Origin of the sequence: Luteolibacter sp. AS25 (genome assembly GCF_046736275.1) — a bacterium.
In the GTDB taxonomy this organism is placed as follows: Bacteria; Verrucomicrobiota; Verrucomicrobiia; order Verrucomicrobiales; family Akkermansiaceae; genus Luteolibacter.
On the sequence record NZ_CP151837.1, the window covers coordinates 1,051,275 to 1,068,465 of the forward strand.

Annotated in this window: 16 protein-coding genes; 5 read left to right on the forward strand and 11 right to left on the reverse strand. The window is 53.5% G+C overall.

Annotation, left to right across the window (positions count from 1 at the left end):
* From AAGA79_RS04850 to dtd, 8 genes are all read right to left on the reverse strand, one after another.
* Positions 1–1,137, reverse strand: coding sequence for an ABC transporter permease (locus AAGA79_RS04850; protein ID WP_411827649.1), 1,137 nt, complete (start codon positions 1,135–1,137; stop codon positions 1–3).
* On the reverse strand, positions 1,134–1,832 hold the full coding sequence (locus tag AAGA79_RS04855; protein WP_411827650.1) for an ABC transporter ATP-binding protein: 699 nt from the start codon (positions 1,830–1,832) through the stop codon (positions 1,134–1,136). Before AAGA79_RS04855 ends, AAGA79_RS04850 begins: the two co-directional genes overlap by 4 nt.
* Positions 1,833–1,842: 10 nt before the next feature.
* Complete coding sequence (locus AAGA79_RS04860; RefSeq protein ID WP_411827651.1) at positions 1,843–3,246, reverse strand: efflux RND transporter periplasmic adaptor subunit; 1,404 nt, start codon at positions 3,244–3,246, stop codon at positions 1,843–1,845.
* A gap of 146 nt (positions 3,247–3,392) precedes the next feature.
* On the reverse strand, positions 3,393–3,818 hold the full coding sequence (locus tag AAGA79_RS04865; RefSeq protein WP_411827652.1) for a hypothetical protein: 426 nt from the start codon (positions 3,816–3,818) through the stop codon (positions 3,393–3,395).
* Positions 3,815–4,330: a methylated-DNA--[protein]-cysteine S-methyltransferase gene (locus tag AAGA79_RS04870; protein WP_411827653.1), complete on the reverse strand. Its 516-nt coding sequence runs from the start codon at positions 4,328–4,330 to the stop codon at positions 3,815–3,817. Before AAGA79_RS04870 ends, AAGA79_RS04865 begins: the two co-directional genes overlap by 4 nt.
* Positions 4,331–4,355: 25 nt before the next feature.
* Positions 4,356–7,823, reverse strand: coding sequence for a pyruvate carboxylase (locus AAGA79_RS04875; protein WP_411827654.1), 3,468 nt, complete (start codon positions 7,821–7,823; stop codon positions 4,356–4,358).
* Between the two features lie 147 nt (positions 7,824–7,970).
* A complete protein-coding gene (locus AAGA79_RS04880; RefSeq protein ID WP_411827655.1) occupies positions 7,971–8,708 on the reverse strand; it encodes a hypothetical protein in 738 nt (245 codons plus the stop codon).
* Positions 8,709–8,911: 203 nt separating this feature from the next.
* Complete coding sequence (gene dtd / locus AAGA79_RS04885) at positions 8,912–9,364, reverse strand: D-aminoacyl-tRNA deacylase (protein WP_411828211.1); 453 nt, start codon at positions 9,362–9,364, stop codon at positions 8,912–8,914.
* A 102-nt stretch (positions 9,365–9,466) separates the two neighbouring features.
* Here dtd and dnaB point away from each other — a divergent pair, with 102 nt between their 5' ends.
* Positions 9,467–10,909 (forward strand): replicative DNA helicase, encoded by a 1,443-nt coding sequence (dnaB, locus tag AAGA79_RS04890; protein ID WP_411827656.1) that lies wholly within the window; start codon positions 9,467–9,469, stop codon positions 10,907–10,909.
* Between the two features lie 75 nt (positions 10,910–10,984).
* Entirely contained in the window at positions 10,985–12,547 is a 1,563-nt protein-coding gene (cimA, locus tag AAGA79_RS04895; protein WP_411827657.1) for a citramalate synthase, read from the forward strand.
* Between the two features lie 33 nt (positions 12,548–12,580).
* On the opposite strand, the gene AAGA79_RS04900 is transcribed toward cimA, so the two are convergent.
* From AAGA79_RS04900 to AAGA79_RS04910, 3 genes are all read right to left on the reverse strand, one after another.
* Entirely contained in the window at positions 12,581–13,057 is a 477-nt protein-coding gene (locus AAGA79_RS04900; RefSeq protein ID WP_411827658.1) for a hypothetical protein, read from the reverse strand.
* Between the two features lie 189 nt (positions 13,058–13,246).
* Positions 13,247–14,035, reverse strand: a complete 789-nt coding sequence (tpiA, locus tag AAGA79_RS04905) for a triose-phosphate isomerase (RefSeq protein ID WP_411827659.1) — start codon at positions 14,033–14,035, stop codon at positions 13,247–13,249.
* A gap of 42 nt (positions 14,036–14,077) precedes the next feature.
* Positions 14,078–15,274 carry a phosphoglycerate kinase gene (locus AAGA79_RS04910; protein WP_411827660.1) on the reverse strand — a complete coding sequence of 399 codons (1,197 nt, stop codon included), beginning with the start codon at positions 15,272–15,274 and terminating at the stop codon, positions 14,078–14,080.
* Positions 15,275–15,424: 150 nt separating this feature from the next.
* Between AAGA79_RS04910 and AAGA79_RS04915 the strand changes: the two genes are divergently transcribed.
* The 3 genes from AAGA79_RS04915 to AAGA79_RS04925 all read left to right on the forward strand — a co-directional run bounded on the left by AAGA79_RS04915 (position 15,425) and on the right by AAGA79_RS04925 (position 17,139).
* Positions 15,425–16,003: a 5-formyltetrahydrofolate cyclo-ligase gene (locus tag AAGA79_RS04915; protein WP_411827661.1), complete on the forward strand. Its 579-nt coding sequence runs from the start codon at positions 15,425–15,427 to the stop codon at positions 16,001–16,003.
* Positions 16,004–16,081: 78 nt separating this feature from the next.
* Positions 16,082–16,534 carry a superoxide dismutase [Ni] gene (locus AAGA79_RS04920; protein WP_411827662.1) on the forward strand — a complete coding sequence of 151 codons (453 nt, stop codon included), beginning with the start codon at positions 16,082–16,084 and terminating at the stop codon, positions 16,532–16,534.
* An 83-nt stretch (positions 16,535–16,617) separates the two neighbouring features.
* Complete coding sequence (locus AAGA79_RS04925) at positions 16,618–17,139, forward strand: rhodanese-like domain-containing protein (protein WP_411827663.1); 522 nt, start codon at positions 16,618–16,620, stop codon at positions 17,137–17,139.
* The last annotated feature ends 52 nt before the right edge of the window (positions 17,140–17,191 follow it).

A 17,191-nucleotide genomic window follows, 5' to 3' on the forward strand; every position in this document is an offset into this window, starting at 1 on the left:
TCAGGCGTTGAGGGATTGCACAAGAGGGCGGGAGGTGGCTTTCCAAGCGGGGTAGAGCGAGGCGAGGAGACCCAGGGCCATGGCGACGGTGAGGCCGGTAATGGTGACTGTTGCAGAGGGTTTTAGTGCGAGAGTTAGGCCTTCGTTACCTAGGGTAAATGCTTTGAAATGGAAAAAGGCGACCGCACCGATGACTCCGGCCAAGCCACCTATCAGCCCCAGGAGGAGACCCTCGTAAACGACCATTATACCGATGGAGAGCCGTGAAAAACCGAGCGTTTGGAAGATGGCGGTTTCCTTCACACGGCCACGGACGATGAGAAGCACCGCGTTGGCCACAAGGCCCAGCACAGCCATCACTGCTCCAAGGCCCAGCCATCGGGTAAAGCTGATAAGCTCGATCATTTGCTTGGCGGTTTCAGCGAAAAAGGCCTTTTCGGGGCGGGTGCTTGTGGGTTGCTGATCGGCGCGGAACGTTTCATCGATTTTATCAGCCACGGCCTGCAGTTGCTCCGAGTCTGTGACTTTTACGTTGAACTGGGTAACGATTCCCAGTCCGATTCTGGATGCCTGCTGGAGGAAGGGGAGATGAACGTAAGCGACGTTTTCGTCCTGGGGAGTATCCGAGGAGATGATCCCGGCGACGGTGACATTGACGCCGACAGCTTCGAATTTATCCCCGGGAGATAGACCGCGGCGGGTCGCGAGATGCTGTCCTACGAGGGCAGCATCGGTGCGTTTCATAAAGTCTTCGTAGGAGCCCTCGATGACGTTGATCTCGGGATTGTAATCCTTGAGTGTTTCCGGAGGAACGCCACGGAAAGTGATGACGTCGAGGGAGGCTCCGCAGTTGTTTACTGCGATCTGGATGGGGATGACTTCGCTGACACCCGGGATGCGCTTGATGGTGGACAGGTAGTGTTCCGGGAGCCTGGAAGTGGATGGGCAGAAGCGGTTTTCACGGTAGACGACCAGCGTTGTATCATCCGCATTTCCTTTGGTGGCGACGGAGAGTGAGTGCTGCATCGTCTGCACGGCTGCATAAAGAAACATCCCGGCGGCGACTCCCAGAATGGTGAGAAGTGAGCGCAGCTTGTTCCTGCTGAGATTCTTGATAGCTAGGGTGAAAAGTTTCATGGCTGGGTGAGTAGGTGGCCTTCCGAGACGAAACGGCCTTTCTCCAACTGGAGGGAGCGGTGGGCGGATGCCGAGGCTTTTGGATCGTGCGTGACCATCACGATGGTTTTTCCGTGCTCCGCGGCCAGTTTGTTCAGGAGATTCAAAATGGAATCAGCGGATTCGCGGTCGAGATCTCCGGTTGGCTCATCGGCTACGAGGAGCTCGGGGTCGTGAACAATGGCGCGGGCGATGGCTACGCGCTGCTCTTGCCCGCCGGAGAGCTCGGAAGGACGGTGATCCGCACGATCTGCGAGCCCGACGAGGCCTAGTGCTGCGGTGATTTTCTTTTTGCGCTCCGCCTTGGTCCAGTTTCCAAGGAGGAGAGGAAGCTCGATATTTTCGTAGGCCGAGAGGATCGGGACGAGATGGTAGAGCTGGAAAATATAACCTACATGGACCGCGCGCCACTTTGTGAGCTGTGATCGGGAGAGTTTCGCGATGTCTTTTCCGTCGATGATAATTTCCCCCGAAGTGGGGGTATCGATCCCAGCGATGAGATTGAGAAGGGTTGTTTTCCCTGAACCGGACGGACCCATGAGCGAGAGAAATTCGGCACGTGGAACGTCGAGTGAGAGGTTTTCGAGAGGTTTGATCGTGGTCTTACCTTTGGTGAAAGCCTTGGTGACAGATTTAATTGAGATGAGTGGTTTCATGCTAGAAAGGCTATTTGGAAGTGGTGGTTTTGATGCGGGTGCCTTCTGAAAGGCTTTCGTGTGGTGGAAGGATGACGGATTCACCCGAGCGCAGGCCCTCAAGGACCAAGCGGTGTGCGTCTTTTGTTTCGGTCCCCAGCTTGATCGTTCGTTTTTCTGCGGTGGAATCTGGCGAGACGACCCAGACCGTTGATTCGCCAATCAAGGCATTTTCCGGAACGTAGATTGAGAGTCTGCCTGAACTTGTTTCACCTGAGGTTTGCGTAGTTTCGGTGTCGAAAAATTTCGCACGGACCAGCATGTCGGGGCGGAGCCGCGGATCCGGTGAATTGATGTGGACCTTGGCTTGGAGGGTGTTTCGCTGCAGATCTGCCTGGCCACTGATGCGGGTGACTGTGCCGGTGAAGGTCTTGTCGGGCAGGATATCGGAAACGATGTCGACGGATTGGCCGACGGAGAGTACGGATGCCTCGTTTAACGGGACATCGATGCGGGCCTGGAGTTTTTCAGGATCGTAGAGCTCAACGATGACGGCTGAAGTAGGAGAGTCCATATTCAGCATGCGCTTCATGCCCGGAGCCGCGTGAAGGCGAAGAACGGTGCCGTCTACGGGAGAGCTGATTTTCGTGCGATCCAAGGCGAGTTTTGCTCGGTCGAACTCAGTGGCGATTTCGAAAAGGACAGCAGTCATCATCTCCTTCTCCAACTTGTTTTGGCTAAGTTTCGCATTGAGCCGGGTGATCTCGGATTTTGCCTCTTCGAGCAGCGCGTTATCACGCAAGACGCCGAGCCGAGCCCGGATGATTTCTTGTTCTGAGACGGAACCTTTCTTGAGACGATCCAGGCGGGATGATCGGTCACGTGCCTGTTCCAGCTGGGCTTGGAGAGCTTCTACCTTTCGCTCTGCGGCGGTGATTTCCGCCTGAATTAATGGGTAGGAAGCGCAGTGGGCGGCGATTCTTGCTCCCTGGGTGGAAAATTTTCGCTCAGCAGCATCGTGGTCGAGTTGGGCGTCATCGGGGATGAGAGTCGCTACCAGATCTCCAGCTTTAACCGATTGACCTTCGAGTGCGTAGACTTCCTTTACGACTCCATTGGTCAGAGTAGGCACTGAAATGGTATATGGATCCGGCTCCACCCAACCAGAAGCCTGGAAAAGAAGTTTTCCTTTTACCGAGATGTCGGTTTTCGGCTCTTTTGCCAGGGATTCGCCGGCGCGGATAGTGATTACCGGCGCAGTCCGCACTTCGGTGGCGGGGAGCATGCGTTCCCCGAAAAGGGTGGCGATAATGATAACAAAGCCGAGTAGAAGGGCTACCGGAAGGAGCCACGCCAAGGAGCGTTTCGGCTTTTTAGTGGTAGTTCCTTTGATTTGCGCAGGGGGTGAGGTTGATGTCAGGTCTTCCAGAGACATGTTTGAATGGATTGTTTGATTTGATTGCTGGGGAGAAGGGATGCTGAAGACCCTTCGAAATTAGACGTGCAGGTACGGAGAGACGCTGCGAGGTGTAATGCGGCTAGGAAAAGTCCCGCTAGGTGGGGCTTCCTTGCCGGTGCAAATCAAATGCGGAAGACGGAGTGCCGGACAAACAGCGGTACTTGGGGAGGCATGGTTATGGGCAGATGGATACTGCCGACATCATGCAAGGTGGAGCTACGAATCGGGCTCCTGAAAAATAAATCCCCGGAAGTGATCGGGAAATAAGGGACAGAACAAAGCTGTTTTAGAAGAACATCCGATTGAGAGCTGGTGATGTAATCCTCAATGTCGATGGATACATCCACCAGGCAATTGTCCTCTTGCTTGGCTTCGGATTTACCTCCGCTATGTTTACACGGACTGATTTCCGGGGTGGCATCACATCCGCAATCGTCGACCAGAATAGTCTCCTGACAGAGGCAATAGTTGATACTTGCCCGGGAGGTGGCAGTCACCACCATCATCAGGCAAAGCAAGGCCGCAGCTATGGATTTCAGTATCGTCAACTGCGGGTAAGATGGAGAGATTCGGAAAAAATTCCAGAACCTTGTGAATTTTGTTCGAGATCGAGGAGGATGGTTTTGATGTGCAGCCCTCCGGCATAACCAACGAGTTTTCCACTTTTGCCTATGACACGGTGGCAGGGAATGAAGATAGACAGGGGGTTACGGCCATTTGCCGCACCTATTGCGCGAACTGCTTTCTTATTGCCGATGATTTCCGCTATATCGGTGTAGGTGGCTGTTTTTCCGTAGGGGACAGTCCGGAGCGCATTCCAGACGGAGAGCTGAAATGGGGTGCCCAGAGGGGAAAGCGGGATCTCGAATTCAGTCCGTTCCCCCGCGAAGTATTCGTTTAGCTCTGCAATAGCTTGTTGGAGAATAGGGTTTGCCGTTGCTTCAACCCAATCGGCCAAGGGTGCGGTCTGTTGATTCACATGGTCCACCGCGATTAGGGCTTCGCCGGTTGCGCGGAGGCGAAGTTTCCCGATCGGGGTGGATAGAAGTTGAAAATCCATGAGGACTGACTGGTAAGCTTAGAGCTTACTCGATGATTGCCAGGAGGTCATCGGAGGCTACCTGTGTGCCTTTCTTTGTTACGATTTCCTTGATGACGCCATCTTTCTGTGCGGAGACGGTGGTGAGCATTTTCATGGCCTCGATGATAATGATCTTGTCACCTTCCTTGACCTCTTGGCCGATGGTTACCGCTACTTCTGTGACCATGCCCGGGAGAGGAGCACAGATTTGGGTAGGGTCGCTCGGATCGCCTTTTCGTTTTCCGGAAACTGAAGAATCAGCAATGGATTTGTCCATGACGATGGACTCACGAGGCATGCCGTTAAGCTCGTAGAAGAGTGTGCGCTGTCCTTCCTGATCAGCTTCACCTATGGAAATGAGCTTGATGATAAGGATTTTACCCGGATCGATTTCGACTTCGATTTCCTCACCAATCTGAAGGCCGTAGAAAAAGGCAGGGGATGGGAGTTTGCTGAGATCGTCATACTGTTTCCGTGAGGCTTTGAAGTCTGCAAAGACCTGCGGATACATGAGGTGTGAGTAAAGATCGTTGTCGGTGGCAGGGCGCCCTAGTTTTTTGGAGATCTCTTCCTTGGTAACATCGAGATCGACTGGCTCGGCAAGTTCGCCGGGACGTTTCGTGGTGATCTTGTGTTTGTTGCCGAGAACGACTCGTTGCACATCGGCAGGCCAGCCGCCATCTGGTTGGCCGAGGCCACCGGAGAGCATATCGATTACGGATTCCGGGAAATCGAGTGAGCCGGGTTTGATCTTGGTGACGTCCGCAGCTTTGATGCCACGGGTGACGAGGAACATGCACATGTCGCCGACCACTTTTGAGGAAGGAGTAACCTTGATGATATCTCCGAAGAGCATGTTGACCTCTGCGTATGTGCGGGCGATTTCGCGCCAGCGGTGGCCGAGACCCATGGAGTTGGCTTGCTCACGAAGGTTGGTGTATTGGCCGCCGGGCATTTCGTGTTCGTAGACTTCCGCGGTGCCGGAGCGCGGAGCGGAATCGAAAGGCTTGTAGTAGGTGAGGACGTGTTCCCAGTAGTCGGAAATCTCGTTGAGCGAGTCGAAATCGAGGCCCGGATCGCGATCTGTGCGGGAAAGTGCGGCGCAGACGGAGTTCAGGTTCGGCTGTGAGGTGGAGCCCGACATCGAGGAGATTGCGAGATCCACGATGTCCACGCCCGCGCGGTTGGCGGCCATAACCGATGCGGCATTGAGGCCGGAGGTGTCATGGGTGTGGAAGTGGATCGGGATGCCGATTTCCTGCTTGAGCGCGTGAACGAGGTTGTAGGCGGCCTGTGGTTTGCAGAGGCCGGCCATGTCCTTGATGGCGAGGATGTGCGCGCCCATTTTCTCTAGTTCCTTCGCCTTTGAGATGTAGTAGTTGAGATCGTATTTCGTGCGGGTCGGGTTGAGGAGATCTCCGGAGTAGCAGATTGCCGCTTCGCAAAGGGATTTCCCGTTTTCGCGAACCGCTTCCATGGCGACCTTCATGTTTGGAAGGTAGTTCAGGGAATCGAATATCCGGAAGATATCCATGCCAGAATCAGCCGCGTGATTTACAAAACCAGCTACTACGTTGTCCGGGTAGTTCGAATAACCAACGGCGTTAGAGCCGCGGAAGAGCATTTGGAAAAGTATGTTCGGGACTTTTTCCCGGAGCTGGGCGAGACGCTCCCACGGGCACTCGTTGAGGAACCGCATGGATGTATCGAAGGTGGCACCGCCCCACATTTCCATGGAGAAGAGTTCGGGAGTCTTAGTGGCGTAGGACTCCGCGATACGCAGCATATCGTGTGTGCGCATACGGGTGGCCAGCAGTGACTGGTGGGCATCACGCAGGGTGGTATCGGTGATAAGCAGGCGTTCCTCGCCTAGGATCCACTTGGAAAAACCTTCAGGTCCGAGTTCCTGGAGAAGCTTGCGGGTAGAGGGAACAGTCGCAGAGCGCTCACCGGATGGTGGTAGAACAGCCGGCGGGAACATGTTGTCCGGACGGTAGTTTTTGGTGTGAGGATTTCCGTTTACGGTAATTTCCGAAAGGTAGGCGAGGGTGCGTGTTGCGCGGTCGCGGCGTTTGGAGAATTTGAACAGGTCCGTGGCGGTATCGATGAGCTTGGTATGAGCTTGGCCGGCGCGGAATGTTTTATCCGCGATGACGTTTTCGAGGAACGGGATGTTTGTTTTGACCCCGCGGATACGGAACTCGCGGAGTGCGCGGTCCATGCGTTGGCAGGCCATCGGGAAACTGCTGCCCATGGCGGTGAGTTTCACCAGCATGGAATCGTAGTATGGTGTGACAACGGAACCTGCGTCACCGGAGGCTGCGTCGAGGCGGATGCCAAAGCCAGCTGCGGAGCGGTAGTTGAGGATACGCCCGTAGTCCGGAGCGAAATTTTTCTCAGGATCTTCGGTGGTGATACGGCACTGGATTGCGAAGCCGTTGCAGGGGATCTCTTCCTGGGAAGGGATGGCGATTTCTTCTCCGTGGAGAGGTTTTCCTGCAGCTACGAGGATCTGTGAACGAACGAGATCGATGCCGGTGACACATTCGGTGACGGTATGCTCCACCTGGATACGAGGGTTCATTTCGATGAAGAACCAGTCGTTCTGGTCCATGTCGTAGAGGAACTCGACGGTGCCGGCGTTATCGTAGCTGATGCCTTTCGCCAGTTTTACAGCGGCGTCGCAGAGTTGTTTGCGGACCACTGGGTCGAGGTGCATGGCGGGTGCTACTTCGACTACTTTCTGGTAGCGGCGCTGGACCGAGCAATCACGCTCGTAAAGGTGGACGACGTTGCCCTCGCGGTCTCCGAGGATCTGGACCTCGATATGTTTCGCGCGCTTGATGTAGCGCTCGAGGAAAACGGCTGGGTTACCGAATGCGTTTTCCGCTTCCGCACGAGCTTCGGCAAGCATGGCTTGCAACTCGGATGGTTTCTCAACAATACGCATGCCGCGTCCGCCGCCGCCGAAGGCAGCTTTGATGATGAGTGGGAATCCGATTTCGTGGGCGATGGTGAGTGCCTCGTCAGCATCGGTGATCGGGTCTTCTGTGCCGGGCAGGACCGGGACATCGAAACGTTTGGCGAGCGCACGGGCAGCTGTTTTATCGCCCATGTTATCGAGAAGTTCAGGGGAGGGGCCAATGAAGGTGATGCCTTCACGGGCACAGGCGCGGGCGAATGCCGGATTTTCCGAAAGGAAGCCGTAACCCGGGTGGATCATGGTTACGCCTTTTGCTTTGGCGATCCTGACGATGTTCTCGTAGTCGAGGTAAGCGCCCACCGGTCCCTTCGAGGAGTCCAGCTGGTAAGCTTCGTCCGCTTTGAAGCGGTGTATGGAGAATCTATCTTCCTCGGCGAAAATTGAGACCGTGCGGAGGCCTAGCTCGGTGGCTGCGCGGAAGATGCGGATGGCGATTTCGCCACGGTTAGCTGCGAGGATTTTTCCAGGTTTTTGGGAGTCTGAGGCCATGCCGAATTGTTAGGCATACTAATGGGTTGGGCAAGAATGGGATTTTCTAATTTACAGTGGAGACTTGGAGTGACTGAAAAGTTATCTTTTGTGGTCTTATGTCTAATGGTAATAAGACAGTTTGGCCAATGCTGGGAGCTATTCGTATTAGTTAGGACTTGATCCTGTCGCTGGTGAGAGGGGGAGTTTTCCAGATTTGATCATTGTGGCGGGTCCTGTTTCTTCCGGGGTGTATTCTTTCGAGTTTGTGAGCAGGATTTTGTCCAAAGCTATTCCGTCTTCTCTCATCGAAACCTGGATTTTATGGAGTCCGGCACTGGGCACTTCGATGGTCAGTATGCCGGGAACTCCAGCGTGCTTTTGCTCGGTGCGTTGGGCGGATCTCCAGTGCCATTTGTTTTTCACAACGGTTTGCCAGCGCTTGGCGGTATCGGGCCACGTGCCGTTGATGCCAAAGTGGAGGCCATTGTCCTCGGATGTGGTGGAGTAGACCCGCGCCCAGATGTGATAAGTCCCGGGAGTGTTGAAGTGGACCTTGTAGGTAAGCACTGCGACTTCACCGGGATTCTCTGTGAAATTCTCACCCTTCACCATCTTGTCGCTGTGAGTGCGCCGGGTGTCCGGTAAAATTTCCAGGTAAGCCGCACCTGATGAATCTGCGGTGCACGGAGGATCGCCATCGGGAAGAATTTCAAGGGCGATTTCAGCGGTGGTAAGATACCACGCGCGTTTCTCGGAATTTTCCTGTTTGTAAAAATGCTCTGCCTCAAATGAGACGACACCGTCCTTTTCTTCAAAAATGAGATCAGATGGAACAATGCTTTCGGTGAGTTCTGCCGCGGGGAGAACTGAGTGAGCTATGGTTGCTATTAGAATAAGGCGCATTTTTCGGGAATGGGTTTTGGCGTCCTGACGGGAAGTTTCGTGAAAATTGATCAGTCAGCATTTTCAATGATCCAAATATCAGATTTTGAAAGGCACTGGTAGAAAAGAAGAGAGCGGCAGGGTGAGTATAACGATGAACCCCAAAGCCCTCTTTCATTCTACTCTGTATCTCGCTGCCATCCTTCCTGTAGGTTTATCAGCGACTAGCTAGGATCCCGGCTATCGATCCAGATGGTCACGGGCCCGTCGTTGACGAGGGATACCTTCATATCCGCGCCGAAAATTCCGCGTGGGACTTCTTCGCCGACGGTCAGGCTCAGTTTCGAGCAAAACTTCTCATACAGGGGTTCTGAAATTCGTGGCGGCGCCGCTTCGAGAAAGGAGGGGCGATTGCCCTTACGGGTGGAGGCGTGGAGGGTGAACTGGCTTACGACTAGTATTTTCCCGCCGGTATCCAAAAGGGACTCGTTCATTTTTCCTCCCTCGTCTTCGAAAATTCTCATGTTGGTAATTTTACCAATCAGCCATCCGATATCCGTCTCGTCATCGGCATTTTCTATCCCCAGCAATACCAGCAGGCCACGATCAATGGAGGATATCATTTTGCCATCCACTTCCACGCTGGCCGAAGAAACTCGCTGTAGCAGTGCTCTCATGGCGGGAAGTTGAAGGTTGTTCACATTTTTTCCAATGAATCTCTCGTTTTGATTTCGTGTGATTGACTGTTTCTGTGTGATTTTAGAGAACGTGAGCCACTCATGGCCGAATCACTCAAAAATGCTCCGCAGAACCTGTTTTCAAAGAAAGGGAACGAAGAACAGGGCGATTCCAGCGACGTAACACGAGCGCTTCCGCATGCGGTGGGGCCGGAGAAATCGTTGCTTTCGACGATGCTTCAGGATCCGCAGGAGTATATGGCGCATGCGATCGAGGAGAAGCTGACGGCCTCCCATTTCTATCTGCCGAACCACTCTACCTTGTTCGGGTTTCTCCTGGAGATGTTCGAAAACGGTAGCGAGGTGGAGTTGGTTTCCCTTGTTCAGCGATTGCTCGACAGGGGACTTCTGGAGCGGGTAGGCGGCCCCGGATACCTTACAGAGCTTTACACCTACGCTCCAAGCCCGGGGCATTTCAGGCATCACCTTTCTCATGTGAAGGACAAGTTTGTTCTTCGTTCGATCATCCGCACGGCGAACGAGGCGGTGGCGCAGGCATATGAGACTCCGGACGAGGTCCCCGAGCTTCTGGACTCAGTGGAGCAGTCGATTCTCGCGATCCGTGAAAGTGCTGAGACGACCGAAGCGCAGACGATGAAGCAGACTGTCGAGGAGGTGATGAGAAACTTCCAGATGTTGCTTTCCAAAGAGCGGCAATCTCTGGGGATCTCGACGGGATTCGAGGAGCTGGATAAAAAATCAGGTGGCTTGAAGCCCGGAGAGATGTTCGTCATCGCTGCGCGTCCATCGATGGGAAAAACCTCTTTCATGATGAATATCGTGGAAAATATCTGCCTGGACCAAGGCAAGCCGACGATGGTGTTCTCGTGCGAGATGAGCTCGGCGCAGCTGGTTCAGCGTTTGCTTTTCGCCCGCGCGAAGTTTGCGGTATCGAGGCTTTCCCGTGGATATACTCCGGTGAAAAAAGAGCTGGAAAGGGTGAGAAATGCTTCGGTGCAGATTGTTGAGTCCAAGCTGTTTATCGATGATACCGCGGGTATTTCCATCAATGAGCTACGGGCGAAGGCCAGGCGGAAGAAGAAGGATGAAGATATCCAATTCATCGCAATCGATTACCTCCAGCTGATGAAATCCCGGACAAAGCAGGCGGAGAACTCCCGTGAACGCGAGATTGCGGAAATTTCCGGAGGTATCAAGGCACTGGCGAAGGAGTTGAGTATCCCGATCCTGATTCTGGCACAGCTGAACAGGGGACCTGAGGGCAGGACCGGTAAATCGCTGGGTGTGCCCCGGATGTCCGACCTTCGTGAATCCGGATCGATCGAGCAGGACGCCGACCTTGTCGGCCTCCTGTATCGTAATAAATACTATGCGGAAAACGAGGAGGAGCGGGCTGCGCTCGAAGGTAAGGCGGAACTGGTTCTCGCGAAGAACCGGAACGGCGAAACCGGCGGCATTCCGCTAACCTTCGTCGAAGATTTGATGCGTTTCGAGACCGGCCCTCCTGCAGAGGAGATGGAATAAGCCTGATTTTAGTGGATTCTTCCGCCTTGCGTGGAATGGATGTGCCGCCTAGCCTGCGCGCCCCGCAGCGGCTTTATGAAATCTGTGACTATTTATGATACGACTTTGCGTGATGGAACGCAGGGCGAGGGCTTTCAACTTTCTGGTTTGGACAAGTTGCGGATTGCCAAGCGGCTTGATGCCTTTGGTGTGGATTACATCGAGGGCGGCTGGCCCGGATCCAACCCAAAGGACGTGGAGTTTTTCCGTGAAGCGAAGTCATTGGGACTGAAGCATGCGAAGCTTGCGGCGTTCGGGTCCACACGTCGTGCGAACACGGCGGTGGAAGATGATCCACAGGTGAAGCTTTTGCTGGAGGCGGAAACACCGGTGGTGACAATTTTCGGGAAGAGCTGGGAGTTGCAGGTTACCCAGATCCTGCGGACGACAGTGGAGGAGAATCAGGCGATGATCCGTGATACCGTGGCTTTCCTGGCGAAGCACGGGCGTGAGGTGATCTATGATGCGGAGCATTTTTTCGATGGCTACAAGGACGGCGCGGAGCATGCGCTGGCTACCTTGAAGGCAGCTGCCGATGGTGGCGCCGCTTGTCTCGTTCTATGCGATACCAATGGCGGAACTCTGCCGCACGAGATCGAGGAGATCTGTAAAGCGGTTCGCGAGCATATCCCCGGCACTGCAATTGGCATCCACACCCACAATGATTGTGAACTGGGAGTAGCGAATGCAGTAGCGGCCGTGCGCGGTGGTGCGAGCCAGATCCAGGGCACAATCAATGGCTACGGTGAGCGCACTGGAAATTGTAATCTGACCTCTGTGATGCCGATTCTTCAACTGAAGATGGGGATCGAAGTGGTGCCAAATATGGCGGAGCTGAGAAGTCTTTCCTACTTCGTGGACGATGTTTCCAATAATCCAAACTTCGCAAGGGCACCGTTTATCGGTCGCACGGCTTTTGCACACAAAGGTGGAATGCATGTGAACGCGGTTCAGAAGCTTGCACGGAGTTATGAGCACATCCCGCCGGCCAGTGTGGGCAACGAGCAGGCGATCCTTGTCTCCGAACTCAGCGGGCAATCAAATATTCTGCTGAAGGCCGAGCAGATGGGAATTCCTCTCGAAAAAGGATCCCCGGAGGTGGCTGCAATTCTCGGGAAAATCAAAAGTCTGGAGAACGAAGGCTATTCCTTCGAGGCAGCAGGTGGCTCCCTGGAGCTTCTGATGCTTCGAGAGCTTGGGAATTACAAGAGGCCGTTCGAGGCGAATGAGTATCATACCAGTTTCCGGCAGTATCGCGACGGACATCCGCCGGTTTGTGAAGCGACGGTAAAGGTCACCGTAAACGATGAGAAGGAGCTGACTGTTGCTGAAGGTAATGGAGTCGTGAACGCTCTGGATATCGCTTTGCGCAAGGCAGTGTTACCATTTTATCCGGAGATCGCAGAAGTCTCGCTGGTGGATTACAAGGTGCGGATACTGGATGGTCATGATGCTACAGCGGCAAAAACCCGCGTGCTGATTTCCTCAGGTCACGCGGGTGATACATGGAGCACGGTGGGTGTCTCCGAGAATATCATCGAAGCGAGTTGGATCGCCCTTGTGGATGGTATCGATTTGTTTCTGCAGAGGAGGAAATAATCTCCTTCCAATCAGAAGTTTCCGAAGTGGGCCCTAGAGAGAGTCTCCGTCGTCCTTTCCTTTCTTCAAGCGGGTGGTCGGATCGTCCTTCCACATGAAAAGGGCTTTCACGACATCCTTGAATTCACTTTTGGAGTGGTGTTCACGTTGGATCTGGATGTTTTCACGGTTTACCGCATCGGTCTGGTTATCGGGGTTGCGGACTTCGTCCTGGGCTGGATCCTTTTCCGGTTCCGGATTGCTGTAGTCTACCGCATACGGGTTTTCGGGAGCCATCCGGGATTCGATGTTGTGGAGGAAATTGCCTACATCCTTATGGATTTTTTCGACATGGTCGCAGAGTTTCATTGTCTGCACGGCGAGGGTTTTCGCGTCTGATGCTAGGTCGGTAGCAGTTGATCGCTCGGCTACTTTCAGTGAGAGATCGCGCACGTTTTTGCTGAGTTCCACCCAAGAAGTGGCGAGATCCTCGTCGATATCATTAAAGCTGTTGTTCAGTGTGTTGCTCATAATGGTAAATATGAACGGTTCGGGGAATTTCGCAAATGATGATGTTATTCTTGGGTCGATGTGAAAATCCGGAGTTTTCTCATGGGGAGAAAATGCAGTGATACGAATTATTCGACTTGGAAAATATAACAAAAAAAAGAGCCACCGCCGTGATGGCGATGGCTCTAGTGAAGTAGCAGTGGTCTAATTTTAGACAGGTGTGCCGTTCTTGATGATTTCGATGAACGACTGAGGCTCAAGAGCCGCGCCGCCGATGAGTGCGCCATCAATGTCGGGGCAAGCCATGAGTTCTGCTGCGTTGGCAGGTTTCACGGAGCCGCCGTATTGGATACGGATCTTGGCAGCAGGGTCGGTGCCGTAGAGATCGGCAATTACGGAGCGGACGAATGCGTGTGCGTCCTGTGCTTGCTCGGAAGATGCTGTAACGCCCGTGCCGATTGCCCATACAGGCTCATAAGCGATAACGATGTCGGAGAGGTCCTTCTCGGAGATGTCCTTGAGGCCTTCTGTGATCTGGGTGCGGAGAACTTCTTCGAGTTTCCCTGCTTCGCGTTCTTCCAATGTCTCCCCGATGCAGAAGATCGGTTTGAGGTTTGTCTCACGTGCCTTCTTGATCTTGGCGTTGATGATGGCATCGGTTTCACCGAAAATGGCGCGACGCTCGCTGTGGCCGAGGATGACGTAGTGAACGTAGAATTCACGGAGCATCATGACACTGACTTCGCCGGTGTAGGCGCCGGAATCGAACTGTGAGCAGTTCTGTGCGGCGATCTGGATGGCGTGTGCGTTATCAACAGGATTTGACTCGTGAAGAAGTGTCGCAAGTTTCGGCAGAGAGATGAATGGCGGGGCGATAACGATATCAGCCGGGAGGTTCAGGCCCTGTGTTTTGGAAAGGAATGATTTGATGAAGTCCTCTGTTTCGGAGGCCCCTTTGTTCATCTTCCAGTTGGCGGCGAATATTGGTTTACGTGACATGATTTCGTATGACGGGTGTTTGGAGAGTTTATTCGGCAGTGTTTACGCTTCGCTGAGAGCTGCGACACCGGGAAGAGTTTTACCTTCGAGAAGCTCGAGGGATGCACCACCTCCTGTGGAGATGAAGGTCATTTTATCGTCGAGGCCGAATTTATTGACGGCGGTGACGGAGTCTCCTCCGCCGACGATGGTGGTTGCGTCTGAGTCAGCCATGGCTTGGGCGACTGCTTTAGTGCCGATGGCAAAGTTTTCGATTTCAAAGACGCCGACAGGGCCGTTCCAGATGATTGTCTTTGCCTTGGCGATTTCAGCGACGAATTCCTTCACCGCGGTGTCACCGATATCGATTCCTTCCCAACCTGCTTCTACTTTGCCGCCTTCACCGAAGGTGCCGGAAAGTTTGGTGGCTGCGCCTTCCTTGAATTCCTGGGTGATTCGGGTATCGGCAGGAAGCAGGAAATCGATTCCCTTCTCCTTGGCCATTGCCAGAATTTCGAGGGCTAGATCGAGCTTGTCCGCTTCCACTCTGGAGTCGCCGACCTCGAAGCCCTGTGCTTTGCGGAAGGTATTGGCCATCGCACCGCCGATGAGAAATGCATCGGCCTTTTCCATGAGTGCGGAGATAACCTGAATTTTATCGGAAACCTTGGAGCCGCCCATGATTACAAGGAAAGGACGTTCCGGGTTCTCAAGTTTCACCTCAAGGTATTCGAGCTCGCTCTCGATGAGGAAGCCCATGGCTGCGAGCGGAATAAATTTTGTGACGCCTTCTGTGGAGGCGTGGGCGCGGTGGGCTGTGCCGAATGCGTCGTTGACGAAGATTTGTGCGTTTCCTGCGAGGCTTTTAGCGAATTCAGGGTCATTTGCTTCCTCTTCGGAGTGATAGCGGGTGTTTTCCAGAACGAGGACCTGGCCGGGCTGGAGAGCTGCTCTCATTTCCGCTGCTTCAGCGCCGATGCAGTCCGGAGCGAGCGCCACTTCACTTCCGAGGATTTCTCCAAGGCGCTTAGCAACAGGAGCCAAGGTGTATTTAGGATTCGCTTCACCATTCGGGCGGCCCATGTGTGAGCAGAGAACGAGCTTCGCACCTTTTTCAAGGAGGTATTTGATGGAAGGGATGGCCGCGGTGATGCGGGTATCATCGGTGATTTCGCCTTCCGAAAGAGGGACATTAAAATCGACACGCATAAGGACCTCTTTTGAAGAGACGTCGAGATCACGGATAGTTAGCTTAGCCATGAACGGCGTGATGCACTAGGAGTGCCAAGGTGTCAAGGAACGGCTAATTCGAAGAAGGCTTAAGGCTTAAATTTTATGATGCCAATTATCTGGAATTGCAAATCCGGCAGGAAGACAATAGAAACTGGGGAAAATAGCGCGGAGCGACCCTTGACGAATCCTGACGAATTACTGGCAGAATATTTAGCCGAGCATGTGACCAAACGGCATCGCAAGAGGGCTATGCGTGAGGATTTGCGCAGGCGGATTGATATAAATAAGGGGGACTCCGGAAATGTGGTTAAAGAGGTAAGCGCCTATCTGGAAGATAAACCGATGGTGCGTGTGGTTGCCGTATACTCTGCTCTGCCGGGCGAGGCGGACTTGAGCACCCTTGTGTCACGGGGAGGGAAAATTTGGGTTTTTCCCAAGGTGGTGGGTGAAGATCTATATTTTTTCCAGGTGCTGAATTTAAAAGAAGATTTGGAATTCGGGGCATTCGGGATTCTTGAGCCGAAGGAGGGTTTGAGGGAATATGATGCGTCCCAGATCGATCTGTTTTTATGTCCCGGACTCGGCTTCGATGTGCGTGGTGGCAGAATAGGCCGTGGGCGTGGATTTTACGATCGAGTGCTCAGCAAGGCTCGTGCGGGAGCTTTGAAGGTGGGGGTTTGCTTTGGATTCCAGCTGGTGGAGGATGTGGCTACCGAGCCCCACGATATACGGATGAATTGTGTTATCGCAGGATAGAGGATAGAGGATGGTGGATGGGAATATGGTGTTTTACGCTCTTGCGGTGAGGAAGAAGAGTTCTAGCATCTGCTACCTATGAAAAATTCATTCCTTTTAGCGGCAGCCCTGGTTTTTGCAGTTCCTGCTACGGTTTCCGCCCATTGCCAGGTTCCATGCGGAATCTACGACGATGATAACGTGATCCAATCGATGCACACGGATTGGGTGACCATCGAGAAGGCCAGCAAGCAGATCATCGAACTTTCCAAGGATCCTGCCGCCAATGCTCATCAGCTGACACGCTGGATTATGAACAAGGAGAGCCACTGCCAGGATCTACAAGAGAAAATTCTTAACTACTTCCTGGCACAGCGTCTGGCACTTCCCGAAGACGATGCGGCGAAAGAGGCTTACACGAAGAAATTGACTCTCTGCCACGAAATCATCGTGACGACGATGAAGTGCAAGCAATCAACGGATGCGGCAAATGTGGATAAACTCCACGATCTCTTGCATACTTTCCAAGGTGAGTTCGGCTCGAAAGAATAATCCTACCCCGTGATTTCCGGGAAATAATTGTCCGGAAGCGTTTCCTTTTTGACGGAGCATCTGCAATAGCGCAATGCTCCGTCATGCTTTTCCCACTTAGGACTTTTGGTGCTGGTTTGCTCGGTTTTGTATTCCTCAGCTCTTGTGCTACCCAGCCAGTGGAAGAGGTGGTGGATAAGCCGGCTGAGAAGATTGTGCCGGAAAGTAAGCCGGTTGAGATCGCACCCTCATTGAAGAAGAAAGGTAGCTCTACCGGGATCGGCGTGGATGAGTTTTTTCTGCTCCAGCAATCGGGTGATGCGCTGATTTATGATGTGAGGACGCCGTATTTCTACAATATCGACCACATTGATGGGGCGATCAACTGGCCACACACGAGCTATGATGAACAGGTTCAGGAGCGTGACCTGGAGATTCAGAAGGCAATGAACGATAACAAGAAGATCGTGCTGTATTGCTTCAACATCGGCTGTGCTGAGGCGCGCAATGTGGCGCGGAAGCTGGCACGTCGGGACTATGACGTATACGTTCTGACCATGGGAATTGATTCCTGGAGAAATGCAGGACTGCCGCTGGTGGATGGAGCAGGGCAGCCCACCCAGTAACCGGGCGGCGGGTAGGATTCTCAAGGAATGAACAGCTCTACCCGGTGAGCCG